General features: G+C 59.0%; 23 protein-coding genes and 1 tRNA gene. 12 read left to right on the top strand and 12 right to left on the bottom strand.

Going from position 1 to position 21,499, the window contains the following annotated elements:
• Positions 1-33: 33 nt before the first annotated feature.
• Positions 34-360 (top strand): hypothetical protein, encoded by a 327-nt coding sequence (locus tag VSQ83_RS22710; protein WP_133079114.1) that lies wholly within the window; start codon positions 34-36, stop codon positions 358-360.
• 141 nt (positions 361-501) lie between these two features.
• On the opposite strand, the gene VSQ83_RS22705 is transcribed toward VSQ83_RS22710, so the two are convergent.
• The 4 genes from VSQ83_RS22705 to VSQ83_RS22690 all read right to left on the bottom strand — a co-directional run bounded on the left by VSQ83_RS22705 (position 502) and on the right by VSQ83_RS22690 (position 4,227).
• Positions 502-577 (bottom strand) — tRNA-Phe (locus VSQ83_RS22705).
• A gap of 103 nt (positions 578-680) precedes the next feature.
• Positions 681-953 (bottom strand): oxidative damage protection protein, encoded by a 273-nt coding sequence (locus VSQ83_RS22700; RefSeq protein WP_003438557.1) that lies wholly within the window; start codon positions 951-953, stop codon positions 681-683.
• On the bottom strand, positions 950-2,017 hold the full coding sequence (gene mutY, locus VSQ83_RS22695) for an A/G-specific adenine glycosylase (RefSeq protein ID WP_133079115.1): 1,068 nt from the start codon (positions 2,015-2,017) through the stop codon (positions 950-952). The genes VSQ83_RS22700 and mutY overlap by 4 nt, the downstream gene beginning before the upstream one ends.
• Entirely contained in the window at positions 2,014-4,227 is a 2,214-nt protein-coding gene (locus tag VSQ83_RS22690; protein WP_326427573.1) for an AsmA family protein, read from the bottom strand. Before VSQ83_RS22690 ends, mutY begins: the two co-directional genes overlap by 4 nt.
• Positions 4,228-4,523: 296 nt before the next feature.
• Here VSQ83_RS22690 and VSQ83_RS22685 point away from each other — a divergent pair, with 296 nt between their 5' ends.
• The 7 genes from VSQ83_RS22685 (at position 4,524) to VSQ83_RS22655 (ending at position 10,279) form a co-directional block, all read left to right on the top strand.
• Complete coding sequence (locus tag VSQ83_RS22685) at positions 4,524-6,185, top strand: OFA family MFS transporter (RefSeq protein ID WP_326427571.1); 1,662 nt, start codon at positions 4,524-4,526, stop codon at positions 6,183-6,185.
• Positions 6,186-6,404: 219 nt separating this feature from the next.
• On the top strand, positions 6,405-6,998 hold the full coding sequence (hisB, locus tag VSQ83_RS22680; RefSeq protein WP_016783108.1) for an imidazoleglycerol-phosphate dehydratase HisB: 594 nt from the start codon (positions 6,405-6,407) through the stop codon (positions 6,996-6,998).
• Positions 6,998-7,636 (top strand): imidazole glycerol phosphate synthase subunit HisH, encoded by a 639-nt coding sequence (hisH, locus tag VSQ83_RS22675; RefSeq protein WP_016783109.1) that lies wholly within the window; start codon positions 6,998-7,000, stop codon positions 7,634-7,636. Before hisB ends, hisH begins: the two co-directional genes overlap by 1 nt.
• A complete protein-coding gene (locus tag VSQ83_RS22670) occupies positions 7,636-7,893 on the top strand; it encodes a DUF2164 domain-containing protein (RefSeq protein ID WP_219262553.1) in 258 nt (85 codons plus the stop codon). The genes hisH and VSQ83_RS22670 overlap by 1 nt, the downstream gene beginning before the upstream one ends.
• Before the next feature lie 39 nt (positions 7,894-7,932).
• The gene (gene hisA, locus VSQ83_RS22665; protein WP_133079119.1) at positions 7,933-8,670 is read left to right on the top strand and encodes a 1-(5-phosphoribosyl)-5-[(5-phosphoribosylamino)methylideneamino]imidazole-4-carboxamide isomerase; all 738 of its coding nucleotides are present in this window, start codon (positions 7,933-7,935) and stop codon (positions 8,668-8,670) included.
• Between the two features lie 10 nt (positions 8,671-8,680).
• Positions 8,681-9,451, top strand: coding sequence for an imidazole glycerol phosphate synthase subunit HisF (gene hisF, locus VSQ83_RS22660; RefSeq protein WP_048400703.1), 771 nt, complete (start codon positions 8,681-8,683; stop codon positions 9,449-9,451).
• A gap of 72 nt (positions 9,452-9,523) precedes the next feature.
• Complete coding sequence (locus VSQ83_RS22655; RefSeq protein WP_219262551.1) at positions 9,524-10,279, top strand: substrate-binding periplasmic protein; 756 nt, start codon at positions 9,524-9,526, stop codon at positions 10,277-10,279.
• Positions 10,280-10,309: 30 nt separating this feature from the next.
• On the opposite strand, the gene VSQ83_RS22650 is transcribed toward VSQ83_RS22655, so the two are convergent.
• The 4 genes from VSQ83_RS22650 to gpmI form a co-directional block, all read right to left on the bottom strand.
• Positions 10,310-11,092, bottom strand: coding sequence for a divergent polysaccharide deacetylase family protein (locus VSQ83_RS22650; RefSeq protein ID WP_133079122.1), 783 nt, complete (start codon positions 11,090-11,092; stop codon positions 10,310-10,312).
• A 1-nt stretch (position 11,093) separates the two neighbouring features.
• The gene (locus VSQ83_RS22645) at positions 11,094-12,410 is read right to left on the bottom strand and encodes a S41 family peptidase (RefSeq protein ID WP_326427569.1); all 1,317 of its coding nucleotides are present in this window, start codon (positions 12,408-12,410) and stop codon (positions 11,094-11,096) included.
• Between the two features lie 35 nt (positions 12,411-12,445).
• Positions 12,446-13,732: a murein hydrolase activator EnvC family protein gene (locus tag VSQ83_RS22640; protein WP_133079124.1), complete on the bottom strand. Its 1,287-nt coding sequence runs from the start codon at positions 13,730-13,732 to the stop codon at positions 12,446-12,448.
• 203 nt (positions 13,733-13,935) lie between these two features.
• Positions 13,936-15,468 (bottom strand): 2,3-bisphosphoglycerate-independent phosphoglycerate mutase, encoded by a 1,533-nt coding sequence (gene gpmI, locus VSQ83_RS22635; RefSeq protein WP_133079125.1) that lies wholly within the window; start codon positions 15,466-15,468, stop codon positions 13,936-13,938.
• 148 nt (positions 15,469-15,616) lie between these two features.
• Between gpmI and VSQ83_RS22630 the strand changes: the two genes are divergently transcribed.
• Genes VSQ83_RS22630 through secB form a run of 3 tightly spaced genes read left to right on the top strand, consistent with a single transcriptional unit; the run spans position 15,617 to position 16,814 of the window.
• Entirely contained in the window at positions 15,617-16,030 is a 414-nt protein-coding gene (locus VSQ83_RS22630; protein ID WP_133079126.1) for a rhodanese-like domain-containing protein, read from the top strand.
• Between the two features lie 2 nt (positions 16,031-16,032).
• Entirely contained in the window at positions 16,033-16,287 is a 255-nt protein-coding gene (grxC, locus tag VSQ83_RS22625) for a glutaredoxin 3 (RefSeq protein ID WP_133079127.1), read from the top strand.
• A gap of 41 nt (positions 16,288-16,328) precedes the next feature.
• On the top strand, positions 16,329-16,814 hold the full coding sequence (secB, locus tag VSQ83_RS22620; protein WP_003438592.1) for a protein-export chaperone SecB: 486 nt from the start codon (positions 16,329-16,331) through the stop codon (positions 16,812-16,814).
• A gap of 59 nt (positions 16,815-16,873) precedes the next feature.
• On the opposite strand, the gene trmL is transcribed toward secB, so the two are convergent.
• On the bottom strand, positions 16,874-17,329 hold the full coding sequence (trmL, locus tag VSQ83_RS22615) for a tRNA (uridine(34)/cytosine(34)/5-carboxymethylaminomethyluridine(34)-2'-O)-methyltransferase TrmL (protein ID WP_133079128.1): 456 nt from the start codon (positions 17,327-17,329) through the stop codon (positions 16,874-16,876).
• On the opposite strand from trmL, the gene VSQ83_RS22610 reads away from it, so the two are divergent.
• Positions 17,328-17,765: a hypothetical protein gene (locus VSQ83_RS22610; RefSeq protein ID WP_133079129.1), complete on the top strand. Its 438-nt coding sequence runs from the start codon at positions 17,328-17,330 to the stop codon at positions 17,763-17,765. The genes trmL and VSQ83_RS22610 overlap by 2 nt on opposite strands.
• A 329-nt stretch (positions 17,766-18,094) precedes the next feature.
• Here the strand turns inward: VSQ83_RS22610 and ntrC are convergent, their stop codons facing one another.
• The 3 genes from ntrC to VSQ83_RS22595 all read right to left on the bottom strand — a co-directional run bounded on the left by ntrC (position 18,095) and on the right by VSQ83_RS22595 (position 21,389).
• Positions 18,095-19,528, bottom strand: a complete 1,434-nt coding sequence (ntrC, locus tag VSQ83_RS22605) for a nitrogen regulation protein NR(I) (protein ID WP_133079130.1) — start codon at positions 19,526-19,528, stop codon at positions 18,095-18,097.
• A complete protein-coding gene (gene glnL, locus VSQ83_RS22600) occupies positions 19,525-20,610 on the bottom strand; it encodes a nitrogen regulation protein NR(II) (RefSeq protein ID WP_133079131.1) in 1,086 nt (361 codons plus the stop codon). The genes ntrC and glnL overlap by 4 nt, the downstream gene beginning before the upstream one ends.
• Before the next feature lie 362 nt (positions 20,611-20,972).
• Positions 20,973-21,389 carry a cupin domain-containing protein gene (locus tag VSQ83_RS22595; RefSeq protein WP_326427568.1) on the bottom strand — a complete coding sequence of 139 codons (417 nt, stop codon included), beginning with the start codon at positions 21,387-21,389 and terminating at the stop codon, positions 20,973-20,975.
• Positions 21,390-21,499: the final 110 nt, after the last annotated feature.

The raw sequence follows: 21,499 nt of genomic DNA, 5'->3' as shown, positions 1-21,499 counted from the left end.
ACAACAAGCCGAACGTGTGGAATGCACCGAATCATGAAAATCACCTCGCTGACCTTCCTGTGTCTGACCGCTTTTGCCGTTCAAGCGCACGCTTCAAGCTCCGATGCGTGGGCGACCTACGACAAGGACGTACTCGCCCGTTGTACCCATGCAAGCACCCTGAAAAAGGCGACCCCCATCGGCGCTCCTGCGCAGTTTGATGATCGGGTGGGCTACACTGCGATTCTGCTGCAGGGTCAATACCCGCAGAAACACATGAAGGGCCAGCGTGGTACTGAGCTTTGCCTCTTCAACAAACAGTCCAAAGTGGCCTACGTGACCGAATGGGACTCGATCCGACCCGCCGGGAAGCCTCAGTAATGAGGCACCGGGGTCAAGGCAAAGACGCAGTCATGGGTGAACGAACCCGGGCGCGTAGCTAAATCGCGGCCAAAAAAAAACCCGCACCAGGCGGGTTTTCTTTGTTTTGAAGTGATGTAAACACCACATCAAAACTGAATGTGGTGCCCAGAGACGGAATCGAACCGCCGACACGGGGATTTTCAATCCCCTGCTCTACCGACTGAGCTATCTGGGCAACGGGGCGCATTAGAAGCCTTTTTCGATAACCCGTCAAACATTTTTTGAAAAATATTTAATTATTACCGTCGCTTACGGACCGAGCCCCGTAAAACCGGGGGTTATTCGGTCGGCGGAACGTAGCCTTCAGCTTGTGCGTATTCTTCACCGCTGAAGAATTTATCCATTTCGCCCTGCAAATATTTTCGATCTTCAGCGTTCATCATGTTCAAGCGCTTTTCGTTGATCAGCAAAGTCTGGTGTTTTTGCCAGTCAGCCCAGGCCTTGGCCGAAACATGATCAAAAATGTCCTGGCCTTTGGCGCCCGGAAACGGAGCGCGCTCAAGGGCAGGCAGTTCTTCTTTGTACTTGCGGCAGATGATGGTGCGGGTCATGAGGACTCTCCAGCGTTCAATAGGTCGGCTGCGCGTTTGAGCAGCTTCTTGACCGGGGCAGCAAGGCCCAGGCGCGGCGGGGTGGCGAGGTTATACCAGAGCCAGTCGGCCTCGGCCACGTGATGGTCGGACTCCTTGACGTGGATCAGCCAGGGTTCGATGGCCAGTTGAAAATGGCTAAAGGTATGGGTAAGGCCCGCCAGTGGGTGCTGTGCGCCCAGGGTCAGTGAGTGTTGCAGTGCCAAATGCTCGATATCTTGAAGGTCATCGAGTTCGGGCAGGCTCCAAAGTCCCCCCCACAAACCGCTCGACGGGCGACGATAAAGCAGGATCGCCCCTTCGGCGTTCGCCAGCATCGGCATCAAGGTGCGCTTCAGCGGAACGGTTTTGCGCGGCTTGGGGATCGGGTAGCGCGTCTCAAGCCCCAGCAAGTGCGCTTGGCAGCCGCTTTCGAGCGGGCACAGCAAGCAACTCGGTTTGCTGCGGGTGCAGAGTGTGGCGCCCATGTCCATCATGGCCTGGGTGTAGGCGTTCACGCGATCGTGGGGGGTAAAACGCTCGGCGGTGGCCCACAGCTGTTTGGCGACCTTGGGCTCGCCGGGGTAGCCCTCTTGCGCCGTATAGCGCGCAAGCACCCGCTTGACGTTGCCGTCGAGGATCGGCGCCCGCAGGCCCATGCTCAGGCTGGCAATCGCTCCGGCGGTGGACAAGCCGATGCCGGGCAGTTCAACCAGCTTTTCAACGTCGCGGGGGAATTCGCCGCCATGTTCGGCGACAACGATTTTGGCGGTCTTTTGCAAGTTGCGCGCACGGGTGTAATAGCCAAGGCCGGTCCACAGGTGCAGCACTTCGTCTTCCGGGGCTGCAGCCAGTGCCTGGACCGTTGGCAATGAGGCCATGAAGCGGTCGAAGTAGTTCAGCACGGTGCTGACCTGGGTTTGCTGCAACATGATTTCCGAGACCCACACCCGATACGGCGTGATGCCCTGTTGCCAGGGCAGGTCATGGCGGCCGTGGTGGTCATACCAGTCCAGTACCGCCGTTGAAAATTGCTCGTTTCTCATCGGTTGAACAGCCCCTTGAGGGCGTTTTTGAGTTCAGGGCTGACTCTGTCACCGAGTTTTTCTTCAAGCTTTTCGCTGAGTTTGTTACCCGCCACTTTGGCCGCGACCTTGCCCAGGCCTTCTTTATCCAGGCGGCAAGCCTTGGCGCCCAGTTCCAGCGGGCCACGGCAGCGCAATGGCAGCTCGATGCCGACAAAGTTCTTGCCGACCTGGCAGGCCGGGTCCGGCATGGCGCGGGTGTCGCCTTCGATGATGATGCCGATGCGGTAGTCCATGCCCAGAACGCGCAGGTCAATGTCGCCATCGCCTTTTACGCTCAGGCCGGGCATGCGCACGACCATGTCCGGATTGCTGGCTACGCCGTTACGGAACACCAGGCTGCCCTTGAGCTCCTTGAACGGCGTGTCTTTGCCTAGCGGTGCGCCACTCAGGGTTTTGCGATTCAGGGTGGAGATGCCTTTGCACAATTGCTGTTCGAGGTTGGCATTGAGCAGTACGCCGTCATTGAGCACAAAGTTGGCCGTGCCGTTGAGGCTCGAAATCAGCGCGCTCTGGCTGTTGCCGCTGCCCGTGACGTTGCTGTTGAGGGTCAGCAGGCCGGTCACAGGTGGTTTTTGACCCTGGCTCTGCAGGATTTTTTCAACCGGGACATTGGTGATGCGGGTCTGCAGTTTGATCACCGGCAGTATCGGTTGTACGTCCAGGCTGCCGTTGGCTGCAAAGCTGCCTTTGTAGAGATTGCCGCTCAGGTTTTCGAGGGTCAGCACGCCAGCCTTGCTGTTGGCCTTGAGCGCGGCATTCTGGATGGGCAGTTTGCTGAGGGTCAGTTGGCCAAAACTGATGTCGGCATTGAGGTCCAGGGTCTTGAGGCGAGCCACTGGAATGATTTTGGTCGTGCTCCAACCGCTTTTGGTCGGCGCGTCCGGCAGGGGTGTATCGCCCGATGCGGCCAGTGCGTTGGCTTCGCCGCCCTGTACTTCAGTCTTGCGGGCGACACTGGCGCTATTGGCTTCGGCTGAGGGTGGCGGCATGTAGCGATCAGCGTCGAACGTGTCGCCTTTGAGCTGGATGCGAACGGCCTGTTTGGCGAAGTCCTCAATGGCGATGAGCCCGGTGAAGGTGCTGTCATCGACTTTCAGGTTGAGTTCGTCAAAGGTCACGCTGGTCGGCGTGCCTGACAGGCGGCTGACCAGTTCGACTTTGCTCAGGCTTTCGGGAGCCATCGCAGGCAGCGGGTGCCCGATGCTGTCGAGGAATCTGGCCAGGTCAAGCTGGGCGATGGACAGGCCGCCGCTGATTTGCGGGTTGTCGCTCAGGTTGTTGGCCTTGAGTTCACCCAAAGCCCGAAGTTGGTTGGCGGATAGCTTCAGGCTGCTCCATTCGGCGACGTTCGCCGCCAGATCAACCAGAATTTGCCCTTGCGCGGCAAACGTCATGGTTTTGCCTTGCAGCGGCTCACCCGAGGCTTCGCCCGTGACTTTCATGTCTTCAAACTGATAGCGCTTGAGTACGCGGTCAAAACGCAACTTGCCGTCGACTTCGGTCTTGACCCGCATCACGGGCTGGTTGGTGCCCAGGAAGGCGGTCAGTTTGACCGGGATGCTGGTGGCTTCGTGAACCGGGCCGGTGCTGAGCTGGATGCTCTCAGCGCTGAATTGTTTACCGCTTTGCTCGTCGTTGTACTCAACCCGTGCATTGTTCACGGTCAGGCTGTCGATATCGAGCTTGAGCGGCTGGCTGACGCTTTCGGGCTTGCTGGCCGGGGCGGGCTCAGTGCTGGCGGTTGCGGCGGCTTCAGGGGTCGTTGCTGGCTTGCCGATATCCTGCCAGTTACCGTGACCGTCCTTGTTGCGGGTCAGGCGCAGGTTCAGGCCTTCGACACGCACATCGCTCATTTGCACTTCTTTGCGCAACAGCGGCAGCACACGCACGGACAAACCGAGCATTTGCAGATCGGCGAAAGGTTGGGCAGGCGCAGCCAGGGTTGCCACGGTGGCGTCGTGCAGCTCCAGACCAAGCCAGGGGAAGAGGCTCCAGCCGATGTCGCCATTGAGGGTTAGCTCAATGTGGGCTTTGTCACGGGCTATCTGGCGGATCTCGTCTTTATAGTCGTTGGGATCGAACAGATGGCTGAGGGCAAAGCCCAGGGCCACGATGATCAGCAACAATCCGAGAAGCACCAGACCCAGGATTTTGCCGAACGCTTTCATGGGCGAGTCCTTGTAAGTCTGTGTGAGAGTAAGTTTTAAATTCAGCCGCAGAGTATAGCGCCACGCGCCGGCCGACTGGGGGTGGATAGTGACGTATCTGGTAGGTGACTAAAGACCACATCAGGTTGGGCCTTTTCCTGCATTCAAATGTTAATCTTCGCCTGTTTTCCAGTATTTCTGCGGCGCATTGTCGCGCCTCGAACTTGATCCGATAAAAGCGACTGTGTGCCGCAAGGCGCCAAAGTCAGGGGGTTGAGCGTGTCTGGAAAACCACTTCATTACCTGGGGGAAAATCCATGAATACCAGCATCGCTGCGGGCAGTCCTGCTCCACAGCCTGCGTTCCTGTCCAAGGAGCGCATCATCGCCAAACCCGGCTTCAACCGCTGGCTGGTGCCGCCAGCCGCATTGGCCATCCACTTGTGCATCGGCATGGCCTATGGCTTTTCGGTGTTCTGGTTGCCGCTGTCCAAAGCCCTGGGCGTGACTGCGCCTGTGGCGTGTGCACCGGACATGAGTTTTATCGCACAAGTGTTTTCGTCGCAATGCGACTGGCCGATTTCGATGCTCGGCTGGATCTACACCCTGTTTTTCATCTTCCTCGGTTGCTCGGCAGCCGTATGGGGTGGCTGGCTTGAGCATGCCGGGCCGCGCAAGGCCGGTGTGGTGTCGGCGCTGTGCTGGTGTGGTGGCTTGCTGATTTCCGCGCTGGGGATTTATACCCACCAGATCTGGCTGATGTGGCTGGGTTCGGGGGTCATTGGCGGTATCGGCCTGGGGTTGGGCTATATCTCGCCGGTGTCGACGCTGATCAAGTGGTTTCCGGACAAGCGTGGCATGGCCACGGGCATGGCGATCATGGGGTTTGGGGGCGGTGCAATGGTGGGCGCTCCCCTGGCGGCAGCGCTGATGAACCATTTTGCCGGGCCTGACGGCGTGGGCGTGTGGCAGAGCTTCGTGGCAATGGCGGCGATCTACTTCGTGTTCATGATCGGCGGTGCCTTGTCGTACCGCGTTCCGCCCACCGGCTGGAAGCCTGAGGGCTGGAAAGCTCCTGCCAAAAAGGCGGCCAACGCGATGATCACCCAGCGCCATGTGCACGTCAGCGTGGCCTGGAAAACACCGCAGTTCGCCCTGGTGTGGCTGGTACTGTGCCTGAACGTCTCGGCCGGTATCGGTATCCTGGGCATGGCTTCGCCATTGTTGCAGGAAGTATTCGCAGGCAAGTTGTTGGGCAATGACCTGACATTCAGCCAGCTGGATGCTGGGCAGTTGGCGCAAATTGCGGCGATTGCGGCGGGCTTCACCGGTTTGTTGAGCCTGTTCAACATTGGCGGGCGATTCTTCTGGGCCTCGTTCTCGGATTACCTGGGGCGCAAAAACACCTACTTTGTGTTCTTCGCACTGGGGTTTGCGCTGTACGCGATGATCCCGAACCTCGGTCATCTGGGTAACGTTTCGCTGTTTGTGGCAGCGTTCTGCATCATTTTGTCGATGTACGGCGGCGGTTTTGCCACGGTACCGGCGTATCTGGCAGACCTGTTCGGCACGCAAATGGTCGGCGCGATCCACGGACGCCTGCTGACGGCCTGGGCGGCCGCGGGCGTGCTGGGGCCGGTGTTGGTCAACTACCTGCGCGAGTATCAGTTGAGCATCGGGGTTGAGCGTGCGGCAGCGTATGACATCACCCTGTACATCCTCGCAGGGCTGCTGGTGCTGGGCTTTATCTGCAACTTGCTGGTGCGTCCAGTGGCAGACAAATACTTCATGACCGACGCTGAACTGGCTGCTGAGCAGGCGCTGGGCCATGACAAGGGTGCGGATGCCAGCACTTCGCTGGAGTGGAAAGCGGCACCGGGTAGCCAGCCATTGGTTATCGCGGCCTGGCTGGCCGTGGGCATTCCTTTGTTGTGGGGTGTTTGGGTGACGGTGCAGAAGACGGCGGTGTTGTTTAACTGATCCAGCGGCGCCTTTGTAGTCGCTGCCGAAGGCTGCGATAAGGCCCGAAGGGCCTTCCTGCAAGCTTGCAAGCGCGAGCCCTGCGGGCCCGATCGCAGCCTCCGGCAGCGACTACAAAATCGGCAGTAGCCGTCACTCCGTCACCCTTAATGTTTTTGTTTGCCAGACCCGTGCCTATAATGGCCACCTTTTTCGCCCAATGATTTTGCGGAGCTGGTGATGGCCGAACGTAAGGCGTCAGTCGAGCGCGATACTCTGGAAACCCAGATTAAAGCCTCGATCAACTTGGATGGTACCGGTAAGGCCCGATTTGATATCGGCGTTCCTTTTCTTGAGCACATGCTCGACCAGATCGCCCGACATGGGTTGATCGACCTGGACATCGAGTGCAAAGGCGACCTGCATATCGACGATCACCATACCGTCGAGGATGTTGGCATTACCCTGGGTAAAGCCTTCAGCGAAGCAGTCGGCGATAAAAAAGGCATGACTCGCTACGGTCACGCTTATGTCCCGCTGGATGAAGCGCTGTCACGTGTGGTCATCGACTTTTCCGGTCGTCCCGGCCTGCAAATGCATGTTCCTTACACCCGCGCCACCGTCGGCGGCTTCGACGTTGACCTGTTCCAGGAGTTCTTTCAGGGCTTCGTGAACCACGCCAACGTCAGCCTGCACATCGACAACCTGCGCGGCACCAACACCCACCACCAGATCGAAACGGTGTTCAAGGCTTTTGGCCGCGCGTTGCGCATGGCCGTTGCGCTGGATGAGCGCATGGCCGGGCAAATGCCTTCTACCAAGGGCGTGCTCTGATGCAGACAGTGGCGGTTATCGATTACGGCATGGGTAACTTGCACTCGGTGGCCAAGGCGCTGGAGCATGTGGGCGCCGGTCGAGTGCTGATTACCAGCGACGCCAGCGTGATTCGCGAAGCCGACCGCGTGGTATTTCCGGGTGTGGGCGCAATTCGCGACTGCATGGCGGAAATCCGTCGCCTGGGTTTTGACTCGCTGGTGCGTGAAGTCAGCCAGGATCGTCCGTTCCTCGGCATTTGCGTGGGCATGCAAGCCTTGCTCGACAGCAGTGAAGAGAACGGCGGCGTTGACTGCATTGGCCTGTTCCCGGGTGCCGTGAAGTTCTTCGGCAAGGACCTGCACGAAGACGGCGAGCACCTCAAGGTGCCGCACATGGGCTGGAACGAGGTGCAACAAAAAGTGGATCACCCGTTGTGGCACGGTATCCCCGACCTGGCGCGTTTTTACTTTGTACACAGCTACTACATTGCGGCGGGCAATCCCCGCCAGGTAGTCGGTGGCGGGCATTACGGCGTCGATTTCGCCGCAGCGCTGGCTGAGGGCTCGCGCTTCGCGGTGCAGTTCCACCCGGAAAAAAGCCATACCCACGGCTTGCAGCTGCTGGAAAACTTCGCGGCCTGGGATGGTCGCTGGTAATGGCGCCTCGCAAAAAGCCGCCGATTCTCACGCTCACCCCCGAGCAAGAGAACGAAGCCAACAGCAAGATAAAACGCTTTATGGAAGACCGCTTCGAGCTGGACCTGGGTTCGTTCGAAGCGGCTGAAATCCTTGAGCTGTTCACCCGCGAAATCGCGCCGCATTACTACAATCGCGCGATTTTCGATGTGCAAACGCACCTCAAAGAGAGGTTCGAGAGCATCGAAAGCGACGTGTGGGCGCTCGAGAAGAACTGATTTCCGAGTCTCAGACTCCCGAATTTGAAGGTTTGCCACATGCTGATTATTCCCGCTATCGATCTTAAAGACGGTGCTTGTGTACGCCTGCGTCAGGGCCGTATGGAAGATTCCACGGTGTTCTCTGATGACCCGGTGGCCATGGCCGCCAAATGGGTAGAAGGCGGTTGCCGCCGTCTGCACCTGGTCGACCTGAACGGTGCGTTCGAAGGCCAGCCGGTCAACGGTGACGTGGTGACGGCCATTGCCCGCTTGTACCCGCAGTTGCCGATCCAGATCGGCGGCGGCATTCGCTCCCTGGAAACCATCGAGCACTACGTCAAGGCAGGCGTGAGCTACGTGATTCTGGGCACCAAGGCAGTCAAGAACCCTGAGTTCGTGGCCGAGGCGTGCCGTGCGTTCCCGGGCAAGATCATTGTCGGCATGGATGCCAAAGACGGCTTCGTGGCCACCGACGGCTGGGCTGAAGTCAGCACCGTGCAGGTCATCGACCTGGCCAAGCGTTTCGAAGCGGACGGCGTGTCGGCCATCGTTTATACCGACATCGCCAAAGACGGCATGATGCAGGGCTGTAACGTCAGCTACACCGCTGCATTGGCCGCTGCTACCAGCATCCCGGTCATCGCCTCGGGCGGTATTCACAATCTGGGTGATATCAAGGCCCTGATGGATGCCAAGGCTCCGGGCATCGTGGGCGCCATTACGGGTCGTGCAATCTATGAAGGCACGCTGGATGTGGCTGAGGCGCAAGCCTTCTGCGACAGCTACAAGGCCTGAGGAGAGACCCATGGCGCTGGCCAAACGCATCATCCCTTGCCTGGACGTGGATAACGGCCGGGTTGTAAAGGGCGTCAAGTTCGAGAACATTCGCGATGCTGGCGACCCGGTAGAAATCGCCCGTCGCTACGACGAGCAGGGTGCTGACGAGATTACCTTTCTCGACATCACCGCCAGCGTCGATGGCCGCGACACCACGCTGCATACCGTTGAGCGCATGGCCAGCCAGGTGTTCATTCCGCTGACCGTGGGCGGTGGCGTGCGCTGCATCCAGGACATTCGCAACCTGCTCAATGCCGGTGCGGACAAAGTCTCGATCAATACCGCTGCGGTGTTCAACCCGGAGTTTGTGGGCGAAGCGGCGCAGCATTTTGGTTCGCAATGCATTGTGGTCGCGATTGATGCGAAGAAAGTCTCTCAGCCGGGCGAAACCCCGCGCTGGGAAATCTTCACCCATGGCGGGCGCAAGCCTACCGGGCTCGATGCAGTCGAATGGGCCATGAAGATGGAAGGCCTGGGCGCTGGCGAGATCCTGCTGACCAGCATGGACCAGGACGGCATGAAAAACGGTTTTGACCTGGGCGTGACACGTGCCATCAGTGATGCGCTGGGTATTCCGGTGATCGCCTCGGGCGGCGTTGGCAACCTGCAGCATCTGGCCGACGGCATCCTTGAAGGTCACGCCAGTGCGGTGCTGGCGGCGAGTATTTTCCACTTTGGTGAATACACGGTGCCAGAGGCCAAGGCATACATGGCCGAGCGCGGGATCGTGGTTCGCTAAACCCAAAGGCTACTGGACAGCATGGCGTGCCCACGGCACTCTTGAGCACGCCATGGATTTAGGTCGCCAGTCATGTTTAAACGCTTTTTGCTCGTTCTCGCCGGTTCCACCCTGTGGCTGGCGAGTACCGCTTCTGCGGTTGATGCGTCGCATTCTTCGATCGTGCTGCTGACTGAAAACTTCCCGCCGTACAACATGGCAAAAAACGGCAAAAACTTTGCGCAAAACGAAAATATTGAAGGCATCGCCGTCGATATTCTGCGTGAAACCTTCAAACGTGCCGGTATCCCCTACAGCATGACCCTGCGTTTCCCTTGGGAGCGTATCTACCACCTTGCCCTCGAAAACCCCGGATACGGCGTGTTTGTCGCAGCCCGCGTGCCCGAGCGTGAACAGCTCTTCAAGTGGGTCGGCCCGCTTGGCCCGGATGACTGGGTGTTGCTGGCGCGAGGGGACAGCCCGATTACCCTGACCTCGCTTGAGCAGGCTCGCCAGTACAGAGTGGGTGCTTACAAAGGTGACGCCATTGCCTTGTCCCTTGAGAAGCAGGGGTTGGCGCCGGTGATTGTGTTGCGCGATCAGGACAACGCCAAAAAGCTGCAGGCCGGGCAAATCGACCTGTGGGCCACAGGTGCTCCGGCAGGGCAATTCCTGGCGCGTCAGGTAGGCATTTCAGGGTTCAAGACGGTGTTGCGCTTCAATCAGGCCGAGCTGTTTCTGGCGTTGAACAAAGATGTGCCGGACGAGGTGGTGAGCAAGCTACAGAAGGCGCTGGATGAGTTAAGGGCTGAAGGCGTGGTTGAGAAGATCCGCGCCAACTACCTGTAACGAAGATCCCCATCACTGTGGGAGCAAGCTTCAGCGATAAACCCCGTCCTTCCCGTGCCCGGCCATGGCCTTGTTGCTGCGTACGCCGATCATTTGCCGGATGTCGATCCAGTCAATTCCCTGGGCCTTGAGCTTGGGCAGTTCACGTTCAAGCACGGCAAGGGTTTGCGGATAAGGGTGGCCGATCATCACCGCCGAGCCTTGTTTGTGGGCCAGTTTGATGGCGGTTTCCAGTTGCGTGGTGATGGCTTGCTCGGTACGGACATCATCGAGAAAAACATCACGGGACACGCTGGCCAGCCCGATTTTCTGCGCCTCGGCTGCCGCAACGGTCTGCGCGCTGGTGCGACTGTCGACAAAGAATTTGTGGCGTTGCTGCAAGTTGCCCATCAGCCAGGCCATCGCTTGCGGCTGTGAGGTCATGCGGCTGCCCATGTGGTTGTTGATGCCACTGGTGTAGGGCACGGCCTTGAACGCGGCGTTGAGGCGTCTTTCAAGTTCGTCGACAGGCAGGTCCGGGTGCCAGGCAAAGGGCCCGGTGGCCGGGTCCATTGGCATGTGCAAAATGACGATCTTGCCGGCCTTGTAGGCCTCGCGGGCAAATTCTGCTGCATGGGGGGTGTCAGGCATCACGGCCGCAGTGACCGGGCCGGGCAAGGCCAGCACGCGGCGATCACGTGGCAGGTTTTGCCCCAGGTCATCGATGATCAGGCTCAGGTAAGCCTTGTGCGGCGCGGCTTGCTGGCTGGCCGGTGTCCCATGTGCGACGCCGGCCAGGCAGCAGAGCAGGGCGAAGGCTAGAGAAAGACGCACCTCAATTGCCGCGTGTAATGCTCAAACCCTTGAGCAGGCTCAGAGCCTGGCTCAGCTGGAAGTCATCATCCTGCGGCATTGGCTTGGCTTTGGGGTTGGAGCCGGACGGTTTGTCGGCGCCGCCATTGCCATTGCCAAGGTGACCTTGCAGGTCGGCTTCCTTGTAGTACTCGGTGTCTTGTTCACGAGTGATCTTGGCGCGGCTGACTTCAATGTCCGGGACAATGCCCTGGGCCTGGATCGAGCGTCCGTTCGGGGTGAAGTACAGCGCCGTGGTGATTTTCAGCGCGCGGTCGTTGTTCAGTGGCAGTACGGTTTGCACCGAGCCTTTACCGAAGCTGGTGGTGCCCATGACCACGCCGCGTTTCTGATCTTGCAGGGCGCCGGCGACGATTTCCGATGCCGAAGCGCTGCCGCCGTTGATCAACACCACCAATGGAACGCCTTCGCTCAGGTCCTTGCCGGTGGCCGAGAAGCGCAGCTCCGAGTTCGCGATGCGGCCCTTGGTATAGACGATCAGGCCTTTGGTAATGAAATGATCGACCACTTCAACCGCCGATTGCAGCACGCCACCCGGGTTGTTGCGCAGGTCGAGGATGATGCCCTTGAGTCGCTTGTTGCCGTTTTCCCTGCGCAGTTTGGACAGCGCCGAGGCCACTTCTTCGCCGGTCTTGACCTGGAACTGGGTGATACGGATGTAGCCGTAACCGTCTTCGAGCAGTTGGGCCTTGACGCTCTTGACCTGGATATTGGCCCGGGTCAGAGTCACGTCAAACGGCGTGCCGCCATTGCGCACCAGGGTCAGGGTGATTTTCTGACCGATCTTGCCGCGCATTTTATCAACGGCTTCGGTCATGCTCAGGCCGCGTGTGGGCTGGCCATTGATCTTGACGATAAAGTCGCCCGCCTGAATGCCGGCCTTGCTGGCAGGGGTGTCGTCGATCGGCGAGACGATCTTGATGTTGCCGTCTTCGGTGCCGACTTCGATGCCCAGCCCGCCGAATTCGCCGCTGGTGCTTTCCTGCAGTTCGGCGAAATCTTCGGGGCCAAGGTACGCAGAGTGCGGGTCAAGGTTGCTGAGCATGCCTTTGATGGCATTCTCCAGCAGGGTTTTGTCGTCCACCGGCTCAACATATGCAGCCTTGATCCGATCCATGACCTCGGCAAATGTACGCAGCTCCTCCAGAGGCAGAGGCGCCTTGGTGCTGGCAGCGGTGCCGGCTGGCGCGATGGTTGGCTCGGCAGCAAATGCGATTGGCGAGCCGATCACCAGAGCGATCGTCAGGGCCAGCGAGTTGAGGCGGGACAAATGCGGCATGTTGAGCGAACTCCTACGTATTAAAGGTGATGGACTCATCCCTGAGTGCGACACCATTGTGCAGGGTCGCTTGGGCGGCCCTGCTGACGAATAGCGAAATACAGTGCTGGTGTGGCTTGCCCGCCGCTGTTGCCCACGGTGGAGATCACTTCGCCAGCTTTAACGATGTCTCCGGCAGACTTGAGCAGCGTCTGATTGTGGCCGTACAGGCTTAAGTAACCATTACCGTGGTCCAGAATGACCAGCTGGCCTGCGCCGCGCAGCCAGTCGGCAAACACCACGCGACCACCGTGTACCGCGTGTACCTGGCTGCCGGCATTGGCGCTGATCATCACACCGTCCCACTTGGTGCGCGAATCATCGCCACGGGTTTCACCGAAGCGTGCCAGCAATCGACCATCAACTGGCCATGGAAGTTTGCCCCGGGCCTGAGAAAAAACACCGCCGTAGGAAGCACCGGCACTGGACACCAATGCGCCCGGTGTTGACTGGACCGGTTTGCGCGGGGCGTCGGTGACCACCGATTCAGCCTCGCGCTGGCGTTTCTTCTCGGCTTCCTGCTGGGCGATCAAGGCTTTTTGTCGCGCCTGTTCGGCTTCGCGGGCCTGACGGGCGAGGGTTTCCTCGATGGTCTTGAGGACTTTAGCCAGATCGGCCTGATCCTGCTCGCGTGCCTGCAGTTTTTGATCGCGGTCTTTTACGTCGGTATTGAGCTTGGCCAGAACTTGCTGGCGCTCTGCGCGGACTTTGTCGAGTTCGGCACGCTGGGTGTCCAGGCTGCTTTTCTGAGTCAGCAACTGAGCCTGTTGCAGATTGATATCGGCTTCGACATTGGCCAGTTGGCGCAGGGTTTCGTTGAAACCCTTGAGCTGCTCCAGGCGGGCCTGGCTCAGGTAATCGTAATAGGTGAGGGTTCGGGCGAACTTCTCGGGGTTTTGCTGGTTGAGCAGCATTTTCAGGTATTCCTGACGCCCGCCCTGATAGGCGGCGCGGGCCTGAATGGCGATCAGGCGTTGCTGTTCAAGTTTTGCGCTGTGGAGTTTTTTTTTCTCGCTATCTAGGCGCAGCAGCTCGCCTTCACTCTTTTTTAGTTCTTGTTGCAGGGTTTCTACCTGCTTCTCCAGCTTGCCGATTTCGGTTTCGGTGCCGCGCAGGTCTTTCTGCACGCCGGATTTTTCTTCCTGGAGCTTGCCCAGGAGCTTTTTCAGCTCGCTGATATCCTGACGCGTGGCGTCAAGCTGCTGTTGGGTTTGCGCGCGCTCGTCGGCAAACGCCGGTTGGAGCAGGCATGCGAGGGTCAGGGCTATAAGGGCGCGAAGCATGGGGCGGGCGACACCTGGGGAACGGGACGGCCTAGTATGCCCGCCCTCGTCACCTATAAGAAATGGATGAAGGTGAAATTGTTGTAGTCGCTGCCGAAGGCTGCGAAGGGGTGCGTAGCAGCCCGTTTTAACAAAGCTCACGCTATCCCTTCATAGGGCCTCAGCCTTTATCGCAGCCTGCGGCAGCGACTACAGGGTTTACATTAGTCGACCAGAATCGATTTGCCGGTCATCTCTTCAGGCTGTGGCAGGCCCAGCAGTTTGAGCATGGTTGGCGCCACGTCGGCCAGCACGCCGCCTTCGCGAACCTTGAGCGCGCGCTTGCCAACGTAGATGAACGGGACAGGCTCGCAGGTGTGTGCGGTGTGAGCCTGGCCGGTGGTGTCATCTGACATCTGCTCCACGTTGCCGTGGTCAGCCGTGATCAGGGCTTCACCGCCGACTTTGTCCAGGGCCTGGACAATCCGGCCCACGCAGGCATCCAGGCACTCAACCGCTTTGACGGCTGCGTCGAAGACACCGCTGTGGCCGACCATGTCGCCGTTGGCGTAGTTGACTACGATCACGTCATAACGCTGGTTCTCGATGGCATCGACGATGTGGTCGGTGACTTCGGGAGCGCTCATTTCAGGCTGCAGGTCGTAGGTGGCGACTTTTGGGGATGGCACCAGAATCCGCTCTTCACCCGGGAACGGCTCTTCACGCCCGCCCGAAAAGAAGAAAGTGACGTGGGCGTATTTTTCGGTTTCGGCAATGCGCAGCTGGGTTTTGCCGTTTTTGGCCAGGTAATCGCCGAGTACGTTTTCCAGGCTGCCGGGGGCAAATGCGCTTGGCGCCGGGATGCTGGCCGCGTATTGGGTCAGCATCACAAAGCCGGCCAGTTTTGGCTGGCGGGTGCGCTCGAACGCGTTGAAGTCGTCCTCAACGAATACGCGGGTCAGTTCCCGGGCGCGGTCGGCACGGAAATTCATGAAGACCACGGCGTCGCCGTCTTCAACCTTCACCGGCTCGCCGAGGGTGGTGGCTTTGACGAACTCGTCGCTTTCACCGCGGGCGTAAGCGGCGTCCAGACCTTCCTGGGCGGTAGCGGCGTTGAACTCGCCCTTGCCGTCGACGATCAGGTTGTAGGCCTGCTCTACGCGGTCCCAGCGATTGTCGCGGTCCATGGCGAAGTAACGGCCAATCAGACTGGCGATACGGCCTTTACCCAGATCCTTGAAGGCTTCGTCCAGCAGCTCGATGGACGACGAAGCGCTTTTTGGCGGTGTGTCGCGGCCATCGAGGAAGGCGTGCAGGTAGATTTTTTCAGCGCCGCGTTTAAACGCCAGCTCGGCCATCGCGATCAGGTGGTCCTGATGGCTGTGAACGCCGCCATCCGACAACAGACCCAGAATATGCACGGCCTTGCCTGCGGCCACAGCCTTGTCGACGGCGGCGCAAAGGGTCGGGTTTTCAAAAAACTCGCCGTCACGGATCGATTTGGTGACGCGGGTGAAATCCTGATACACCACGCGGCCGGCGCCCAGGTTCATGTGGCCGACCTCGGAGTTGCCCATCTGGCCGTCTGGCAGACCGACATCCATGCCTGAACCTGAGATCAGGCCGTTCGGCATGCTCGCGCAAAGACGATCCAGCACCGGTTTCTTGGCCGAATAAACGGCGTTGTATTCGTGACTTTCACTGTGACCGAAGCCATCCAGGATGATCAGGACCAAAGGTTTAGGCGTGGTAGTCATAGATCCCACTCGTGGCTGGTTTATAAGAAGGTATGAAGAGGACGCGCAGTTTAAAGCGAAGTTCATGTGGCGTCACCGCCGGGCGGGGTTTGGCCGACCAAGGTGGCTGTGTATACTGGCCCACATTTTACGACCCTGGAACCTTCTGATGGTTGATCACCTGATTACATTTGCCACTGCTCACTACCTGCTTGTAGGCGCGTTTGTCATCCTGTTGGCGCTATTGATTGCTCACGAAATCAGCCGTGGCGGGCGCAGCATCAGCACTGGCGAACTGACCGGCCTGGTCAATCGCGACGAAGGTGTGGTGATTGATATTCGCCCGGTTAAAGACTTTGCCGCCGGCCACATCGTGGGAGCCCTGAACATCCCGCAAGACAAGCTGATGGCGCGCATTGCCGAGCTGGACAAGCACAAGGGCAAAACCATTATTCTGGTTGACGCTGCCGGTCAGCACTCGGGCTCCCACGCCCGTGAGCTGCTCAAGGCCGGTTACAACGCAGCCAAGCTGTCTGGCGGTATCTCCAGCTGGCGCGCTGACAACCTGCCAGTGGTGAAGTAAAGATGTCCAAGGTCATCGTTTACTCCAGCGACTACTGCCCTTACTGCATGCGAGCCAAGGCTCTGCTTGAGAACAAGGGCGTTGCCTTCGAAGAAATCAAGGTCGATGGCAAGCCACAGGTACGTGCCGAGATGGCTCAGAAGGCGGGTCGTACGTCGGTCCCGCAAATCTGGATTGGTGACAAGCATGTTGGCGGATGCGATGACCTGTTTGCTTTGGAGCGCGCAGGTAAATTGGATACGCTGCTGAACGTCTGACTCTCATTCTCTATAAGCCCCAAGATCAACAAGGATCTGTGATGACTGACCAACAGAACACCGCTGCTGTTAGCGATGAAGACACCGCTCCACAATTCTCCCTGCAGCGCATCTACGTGCGCGACCTGTCGTTCGAGGCCCCAAAAAGCCCGGCGATCTTCCGTCAGCAGTGGGAACCGAGCGTTGGTCTGGACCTGAACACCCGTCAAAAGCCGCTGGAAGGTGACTTCCACGAAGTGGTTCTGACCTTGTCGGTTACCGTGAAAAACGGTGACGAAGTGGCCTTTATCGCTGAAGTGCAACAGGCTGGCATCTTCCTGATCAAAAACCTTGATCCGGCGTCGATGAACCACACCCTTGGCGCGTTTTGCCCGAACATCCTGTTCCCGTATGCCCGTGAAACCCTGGACAGCCTGGTAACTCGCGGCTCGTTCCCTGCGTTGATGCTGGCTCCGGTGAACTTCGATGCCCTGTACGCGCAAGAATTGCAGCGCATGCAGGAAGAAGGCAGCCCGACTGTTCAATAAACAGCCGATGCCAAAAAAAAAGCGCCTGAGGGCGCTTTTTTTGTGTGTGGGAGGTGTGTTTACTTGAAACCCAGCTGGCGCCAGGCTTCGTACACGGCAACCGCCACGGTGTTGGACAGGTTCAGGCTACGGCAGCCTTCGCGCATCGGCAGTCGCAGGCGGTGATCGCCGTCCAGCGCGTCGAGCACCTCTGGCGGCAAACCACGGCTTTCAGGGCCGAACACAAAGGCATCGCCCTCGGCAAACTGCACGTCGTGAAAGGGCTTCGAACCTTTGGTGGTAAAGGCGAACAGGCGTGGATGACCCAGGCTTTCAAGGCAACTGGCCAGGTCGGCATGACGCTTGAGCGGCGCATACTCGTGGTAGTCGAGGCCGGCGCGGCGCAAGCGCTTGTCGTCCAGCTCAAAACCGATAGGCTCGATCAAATGCAGGTGGCAGCCGCTGTTGGCGCACAGCCTGATAATGTTGCCGGTATTCGGCGGAATTTCTGGTTGAAAAAGGATGACGTGAAACATGCACGGCTCCGAACTTAAAGATGGGCAGCATTCTACGCCTGAAGAGGACCCGCGACCGAAACTATGGCCACGGGTTTTAGGTTCTTTGGCGATAGTCGGTGTAATGGTAGGGATGATGATCGGCCGTTTGACTGCGCCCACCCCGGTAGAACTGCAACAGGTGGACGTGCTGGCGAACGGGTTGGTGGTGTGGTTCAGCGATGAGCCCAAGCTGCATGGTGAGCTGGTCGATGGCACCCTGGGGGTGTTGTTCGATGCCAAGGGCAAGCCGCAAAACGGCCAGTTAATGCTCAACGGCAAGAATGTGAACTGGCGGGTGCGGGATACGGACGCTGGTTTGCTGCTGACGGTGGTGGCAGCCCGTGCCTTGCAAGGCGACTGGGCCGGTGCGCCGCAGGATGGGCGCTGGCGTTTGCAGGTGAACCTGCGCGAGTAATAAAAGAGGGAATTCCAGCCTGCCTGTACCGGGTTCCCCAAAAGCGGTGTGCGCGTTGATGCAACAGGCATCAAGGCTGCGGGTGTAAAAGTGGGGAGTCTTGACCTGCCTGTATCAAGGTCCCCTAAAGCGGTGTTGCTTGTAATAGGTATTGCAGGGCGCGTGCCAATTTTTGTTTTTCTGTAGAAATTGCCTGATGAAAACGCAAAAGCCCCGGAATCCGGGGCTTTTGCGCATAACGCTCTCGCTAGGCTGAAAGCATTGATCTAGAGCTGTGCACGATATTGGGGCGGGTTGCTTTTGAGTGGTGCGGTCAGATCGAGTGCCCCTCAGGCCTCGTCGCCATCATCCTCGTCGCCATCGATCTTCATGCCCAGTTCCTTGATCTTGCGGGTCAAGGTGTTGCGGCCCCAGCCCAGCAGCACGGCAGCGTCCCGACGACGGCCGGCAGTGTGCTTGAGTGCCGTCTCGATCATGATCCGCTCAAAGGTAGGCACCGCACTGTCGAGCAAGTTGGATTGACCACGGCCCAGTGCCTGATCCGCCCACTGGCGTAGCGCCTGCTCCCAGTTGGTGACTGGAGAGGTGTCTTGCTGCAGGTTCAGCAGCTCCGGCGGCAAGTCGCTGATGTGCACTTCGCGACCCGAAGCCATCACCGTGATCCAGCGACAGGTGTTTTCAAGCTGGCGAACGTTGCCTGGCCACGGCAGGTTCTTGAGGTACTGTTCGGTCTCGGCCTTCAGCAGCTTGGGTTCTACCGACAGCTCTTGCGCGGCGCTGCTCAGGAAGTGGCGGGCCAGGGTCGGGATGTCTTCGCGACGGTCCGACAGGCGCGGGATGTGGATGCGAATCACGTTCAGGCGGTGGAACAGGTCTTCGCGAAACTTGCCGGCCTGGACCAGGGTTTCGAGGTTCTGGTGGGTGGCGGCAATGATCCGCACGTCAACCTTGACCGGGGTGTGTCCGCCAACACGGTAGAACTCGCCATCGGCCAGCACCCGCAGCAGACGGGTTTGGGTATCGGCAGGCATGTCGCCGATTTCATCCAGGAACAGAGTCCCGCCATCGGCCTGTTCAAAACGACCCCGGCGCAGGTTTGCAGCTCCGGTAAAGGCGCCTTTTTCGTGGCCGAAGAGCTCGGACTCCATCAGGTCCTTGGGGATCGCGGCCATGTTCAACGCGATAAATGGCGACGCGGCACGTGGGCTGTGGCGGTGCAGGGCGTGGGCCACCAGCTCCTTGCCTGTGCCTGATTCGCCGTTGATCAGAACCGTGATATTGGAATGGCTAAGGCGGCCAATGGCCCGAAACACCTCTTGCATCGCCGGCGCTTCGCCGATGATTTCAGGTGTTCTGGCCAGTGCCGGGGGGGCGGCCAGGCCTTGTTGTTCCTGGGCGTGCTGATTGGCACGCTTGACCAGTGACACGGCTTCATCGACGTCAAACGGCTTGGGCAGGTATTCGAATGCGCCACCTTGATAGGAGGCCACTGCGCTGTCCAGGTCGGAATGAGCGGTCATGATGATGACGGGCAGGCGAGGGTGCTGTTCGCGAATCTTGGCCAGCAAGTCCAGGCCGCTTGAGCCGGGCATGCGGATGTCCGAAATAATGACGTCGGGCTGCTGGCGAGCCAGACGGCTCATCACCCCATCGGCGCTGTCGAAACTTTGTGTGGTCATGCCTTCCTGTTGCAAGGCTTTTTCCAGGACCCAGCGGATAGAACGGTCGTCGTCGACGATCCACACGGTTTCACTTCGGCTCATGTCGATGCGGCTCCTTGTTCCAGTGGTAGAAAGATCGAGAAGAGTGTGTGGCCGGGGTGGCTTTCACACTCGATCAACCCCTGGTGCTGACTGATGATGTTCTGCGTGATGGAAAGGCCTAGCCCGGTGCCGTCTGGGCGCCCGCTGACCATCGGGAAGAACAGGGTGTCTTGCAGCTCGGCCGGAATGCCCGGCCCGTTGTCGATAATTTCGATTTTGGTGACCAGTCGGTGGCGCACGTGGCCAATGGTGAACTGGCGCATGGCGCGGGTACGCAGGCTGATACGCCCCAGCCGCAGCTCGTTTTGGCTGCCGATGGCTTGCATCGCGTTGCGCACGATGTTGAGGACGGCCTGGATCATTTGTTCACGGTCGATCAGCAGGTCGGGCAGGCTCGGGTCATAGTCGCGCACCAATGTGATGCTGCCCTGTGTTTCGGCCTCAACCAGGCTGCACACCCGCTCCAGCACTTCGTGGACATTGGTCATGGACAGCGAAGGCAGCTTGTTGGAGCCCAGCATGCGGTCGACCAGGTTACGCAGGCGGTCGGCTTCTTCGATGATCACGTTGGTGTAGTCACGCAGGTTTTCGTCTGGTAACTGACGGGCCAGCAACTGAGCAGCCCCACGAATGCCGCCCAGGGGATTCTTGATCTCGTGGGCCATGCCGCGTACCAGCATCTTGCTGGTTTCCTGCTTGGACAGCTGGGCTTCTTCTTTGGTGATGCGCAGCAAGCGGTCACGGGGGTGGACTTCGAGCAGCAGCATCGTGCCGCCATTGCTCAAGATGGGGGTTACGGCGTAATCCACCGTGAGGGTCTGGCCCGTCAGCGAGGTCAGCATGGCTTCGCGCTTGGTAAACGGATGCGCTTGCTCAACTGCCTGGCGCAGCGAATGCAGGGCCTCGGTGGACTCTGTAAAAAGCTCACTGATGAATTGCCCGTGACTGCGTTGACCGCTGATTGCCAACAGCATCTCTGCCGCCGGGTTCATGTACTCAAGGCGCAGATCGGCATTCAGTAACAGCGTGGCGGTGGTCAGGTTGTCGAGTAACAGTCGGTGCAGGGCGTCACTGATGGTCATGGGCCGATCCCGGATTGCGTGCGCGGGTGAGGCGCTGGTGCAATGAAAATGCAAAAACCAAACCAAGGCTCTGAAAAGAAGCATTAAACGCCTGAAATAGGCGCCTGAAACCCGTTCAGGCAATGCAGCCGGGCGGTGCGCAGGTGTTTTTGAACCAAATTGGGCTGGCTAATGCACAATCAAACTATCGTCGCACCAATATAGTGCATTTTTGATGAATGGATTCAGTTGCTCTGAAATGAGCCGGGGATGTCTGATTGGCGCGTTGAGGGTGGTGAGTCTGTGGCAGTCATTGTGTCGTCGCTGGCGAAGGCTGCGTTCGTCGCAAGGTCCTGCGGCCAGCGGCTACAGGTTTGGTGTTGTCAGTGAGACAGTGCCATGCCAGGCGCACCGGCATAGAACACGATCAGTTCAACGGGGGCCTTGCCGCTGATACCTCGATGGGAGGTGTTGACCACCTCGGGCAGAACCTGGCCAGGCTTGAGCGTGGTTTTGTGGATGCCGTCTTCGGTTTCGACCATCAGCTCGCCGGACACCAGATAGGCGAGGTTAGGCATGGGGTGGCTGTGCCATTTCAGCGTGGTGTTGGCCGGGAGCGTGATCTTGACCACGGTGAATTCCGGCTTGGCGTCCGGATAGCTATAAGCCGCCCCATCCCAGGACTTGTCAGCCTTGAGCAACTGCTCGACCTTGATCTCTGTGGGGGTGTTTTTACAACCCAGCAGTACCAGGCAGGCGCAAGTCAGGAACAGGGGTTTGAGGGCCATGAAAGGGTGCATGTCAGTCTCCGTTGGTTTGAGTGGCCTAAAGCTACCGATCACTCATCAAGGTGGCTGTCAGGTGCTGGCATGAATCCAGAGGCCCTGATCCTGTGCTCGCGTAAGACGTC

The organism is Pseudomonas sp. DSV-1 (genome assembly GCF_035830915.1).
Taxonomy (GTDB): domain Bacteria; phylum Pseudomonadota; class Gammaproteobacteria; order Pseudomonadales; family Pseudomonadaceae; genus Aquipseudomonas.
Note: the sequence above shows the minus strand (reverse complement) of the source record. Positions and strands in the feature narration are given on the sequence as shown.

Bases quoted from the DNA above. Each gene is read 5' to 3' on its own strand.
- VSQ83_RS22710 (WP_133079114.1), top strand. From the start codon at position 34: ATGAAAATCACCTCGCTGACCTTCCTGTGTCTGACCGCTTTTGCCGTT.
- VSQ83_RS22700 (WP_003438557.1), bottom strand. From the start codon at position 953: ATGACCCGCACCATCATCTGCCGCAAGTACAAAGAAGAACTGCCTGCC.
- mutY (WP_133079115.1), bottom strand. From the start codon at position 2,017: ATGAGAAACGAGCAATTTTCAACGGCGGTACTGGACTGGTATGACCAC.
- VSQ83_RS22690 (WP_326427573.1), bottom strand. From the start codon at position 4,227: ATGAAAGCGTTCGGCAAAATCCTGGGTCTGGTGCTTCTCGGATTGTTG.
- VSQ83_RS22685 (WP_326427571.1), top strand. From the start codon at position 4,524: ATGAATACCAGCATCGCTGCGGGCAGTCCTGCTCCACAGCCTGCGTTC.
- hisB (WP_016783108.1), top strand. From the start codon at position 6,405: ATGGCCGAACGTAAGGCGTCAGTCGAGCGCGATACTCTGGAAACCCAG.
- hisH (WP_016783109.1), top strand. From the start codon at position 6,998: ATGCAGACAGTGGCGGTTATCGATTACGGCATGGGTAACTTGCACTCG.
- VSQ83_RS22670 (WP_219262553.1), top strand. From the start codon at position 7,636: ATGGCGCCTCGCAAAAAGCCGCCGATTCTCACGCTCACCCCCGAGCAA.
- hisA (WP_133079119.1), top strand. From the start codon at position 7,933: ATGCTGATTATTCCCGCTATCGATCTTAAAGACGGTGCTTGTGTACGC.
- hisF (WP_048400703.1), top strand. From the start codon at position 8,681: ATGGCGCTGGCCAAACGCATCATCCCTTGCCTGGACGTGGATAACGGC.
- VSQ83_RS22655 (WP_219262551.1), top strand. From the start codon at position 9,524: ATGTTTAAACGCTTTTTGCTCGTTCTCGCCGGTTCCACCCTGTGGCTG.
- VSQ83_RS22645 (WP_326427569.1), bottom strand. From the start codon at position 12,410: ATGCCGCATTTGTCCCGCCTCAACTCGCTGGCCCTGACGATCGCTCTG.
- VSQ83_RS22640 (WP_133079124.1), bottom strand. From the start codon at position 13,732: ATGCTTCGCGCCCTTATAGCCCTGACCCTCGCATGCCTGCTCCAACCG.
- gpmI (WP_133079125.1), bottom strand. From the start codon at position 15,468: ATGACTACCACGCCTAAACCTTTGGTCCTGATCATCCTGGATGGCTTC.
- VSQ83_RS22630 (WP_133079126.1), top strand. From the start codon at position 15,617: ATGGTTGATCACCTGATTACATTTGCCACTGCTCACTACCTGCTTGTA.
- grxC (WP_133079127.1), top strand. From the start codon at position 16,033: ATGTCCAAGGTCATCGTTTACTCCAGCGACTACTGCCCTTACTGCATG.
- secB (WP_003438592.1), top strand. From the start codon at position 16,329: ATGACTGACCAACAGAACACCGCTGCTGTTAGCGATGAAGACACCGCT.
- VSQ83_RS22610 (WP_133079129.1), top strand. From the start codon at position 17,328: ATGCACGGCTCCGAACTTAAAGATGGGCAGCATTCTACGCCTGAAGAG.
- trmL (WP_133079128.1), bottom strand. From the start codon at position 17,329: ATGTTTCACGTCATCCTTTTTCAACCAGAAATTCCGCCGAATACCGGC.
- ntrC (WP_133079130.1), bottom strand. From the start codon at position 19,528: ATGAGCCGAAGTGAAACCGTGTGGATCGTCGACGACGACCGTTCTATC.
- glnL (WP_133079131.1), bottom strand. From the start codon at position 20,610: ATGACCATCAGTGACGCCCTGCACCGACTGTTACTCGACAACCTGACC.
- VSQ83_RS22595 (WP_326427568.1), bottom strand. From the start codon at position 21,389: ATGCACCCTTTCATGGCCCTCAAACCCCTGTTCCTGACTTGCGCCTGC.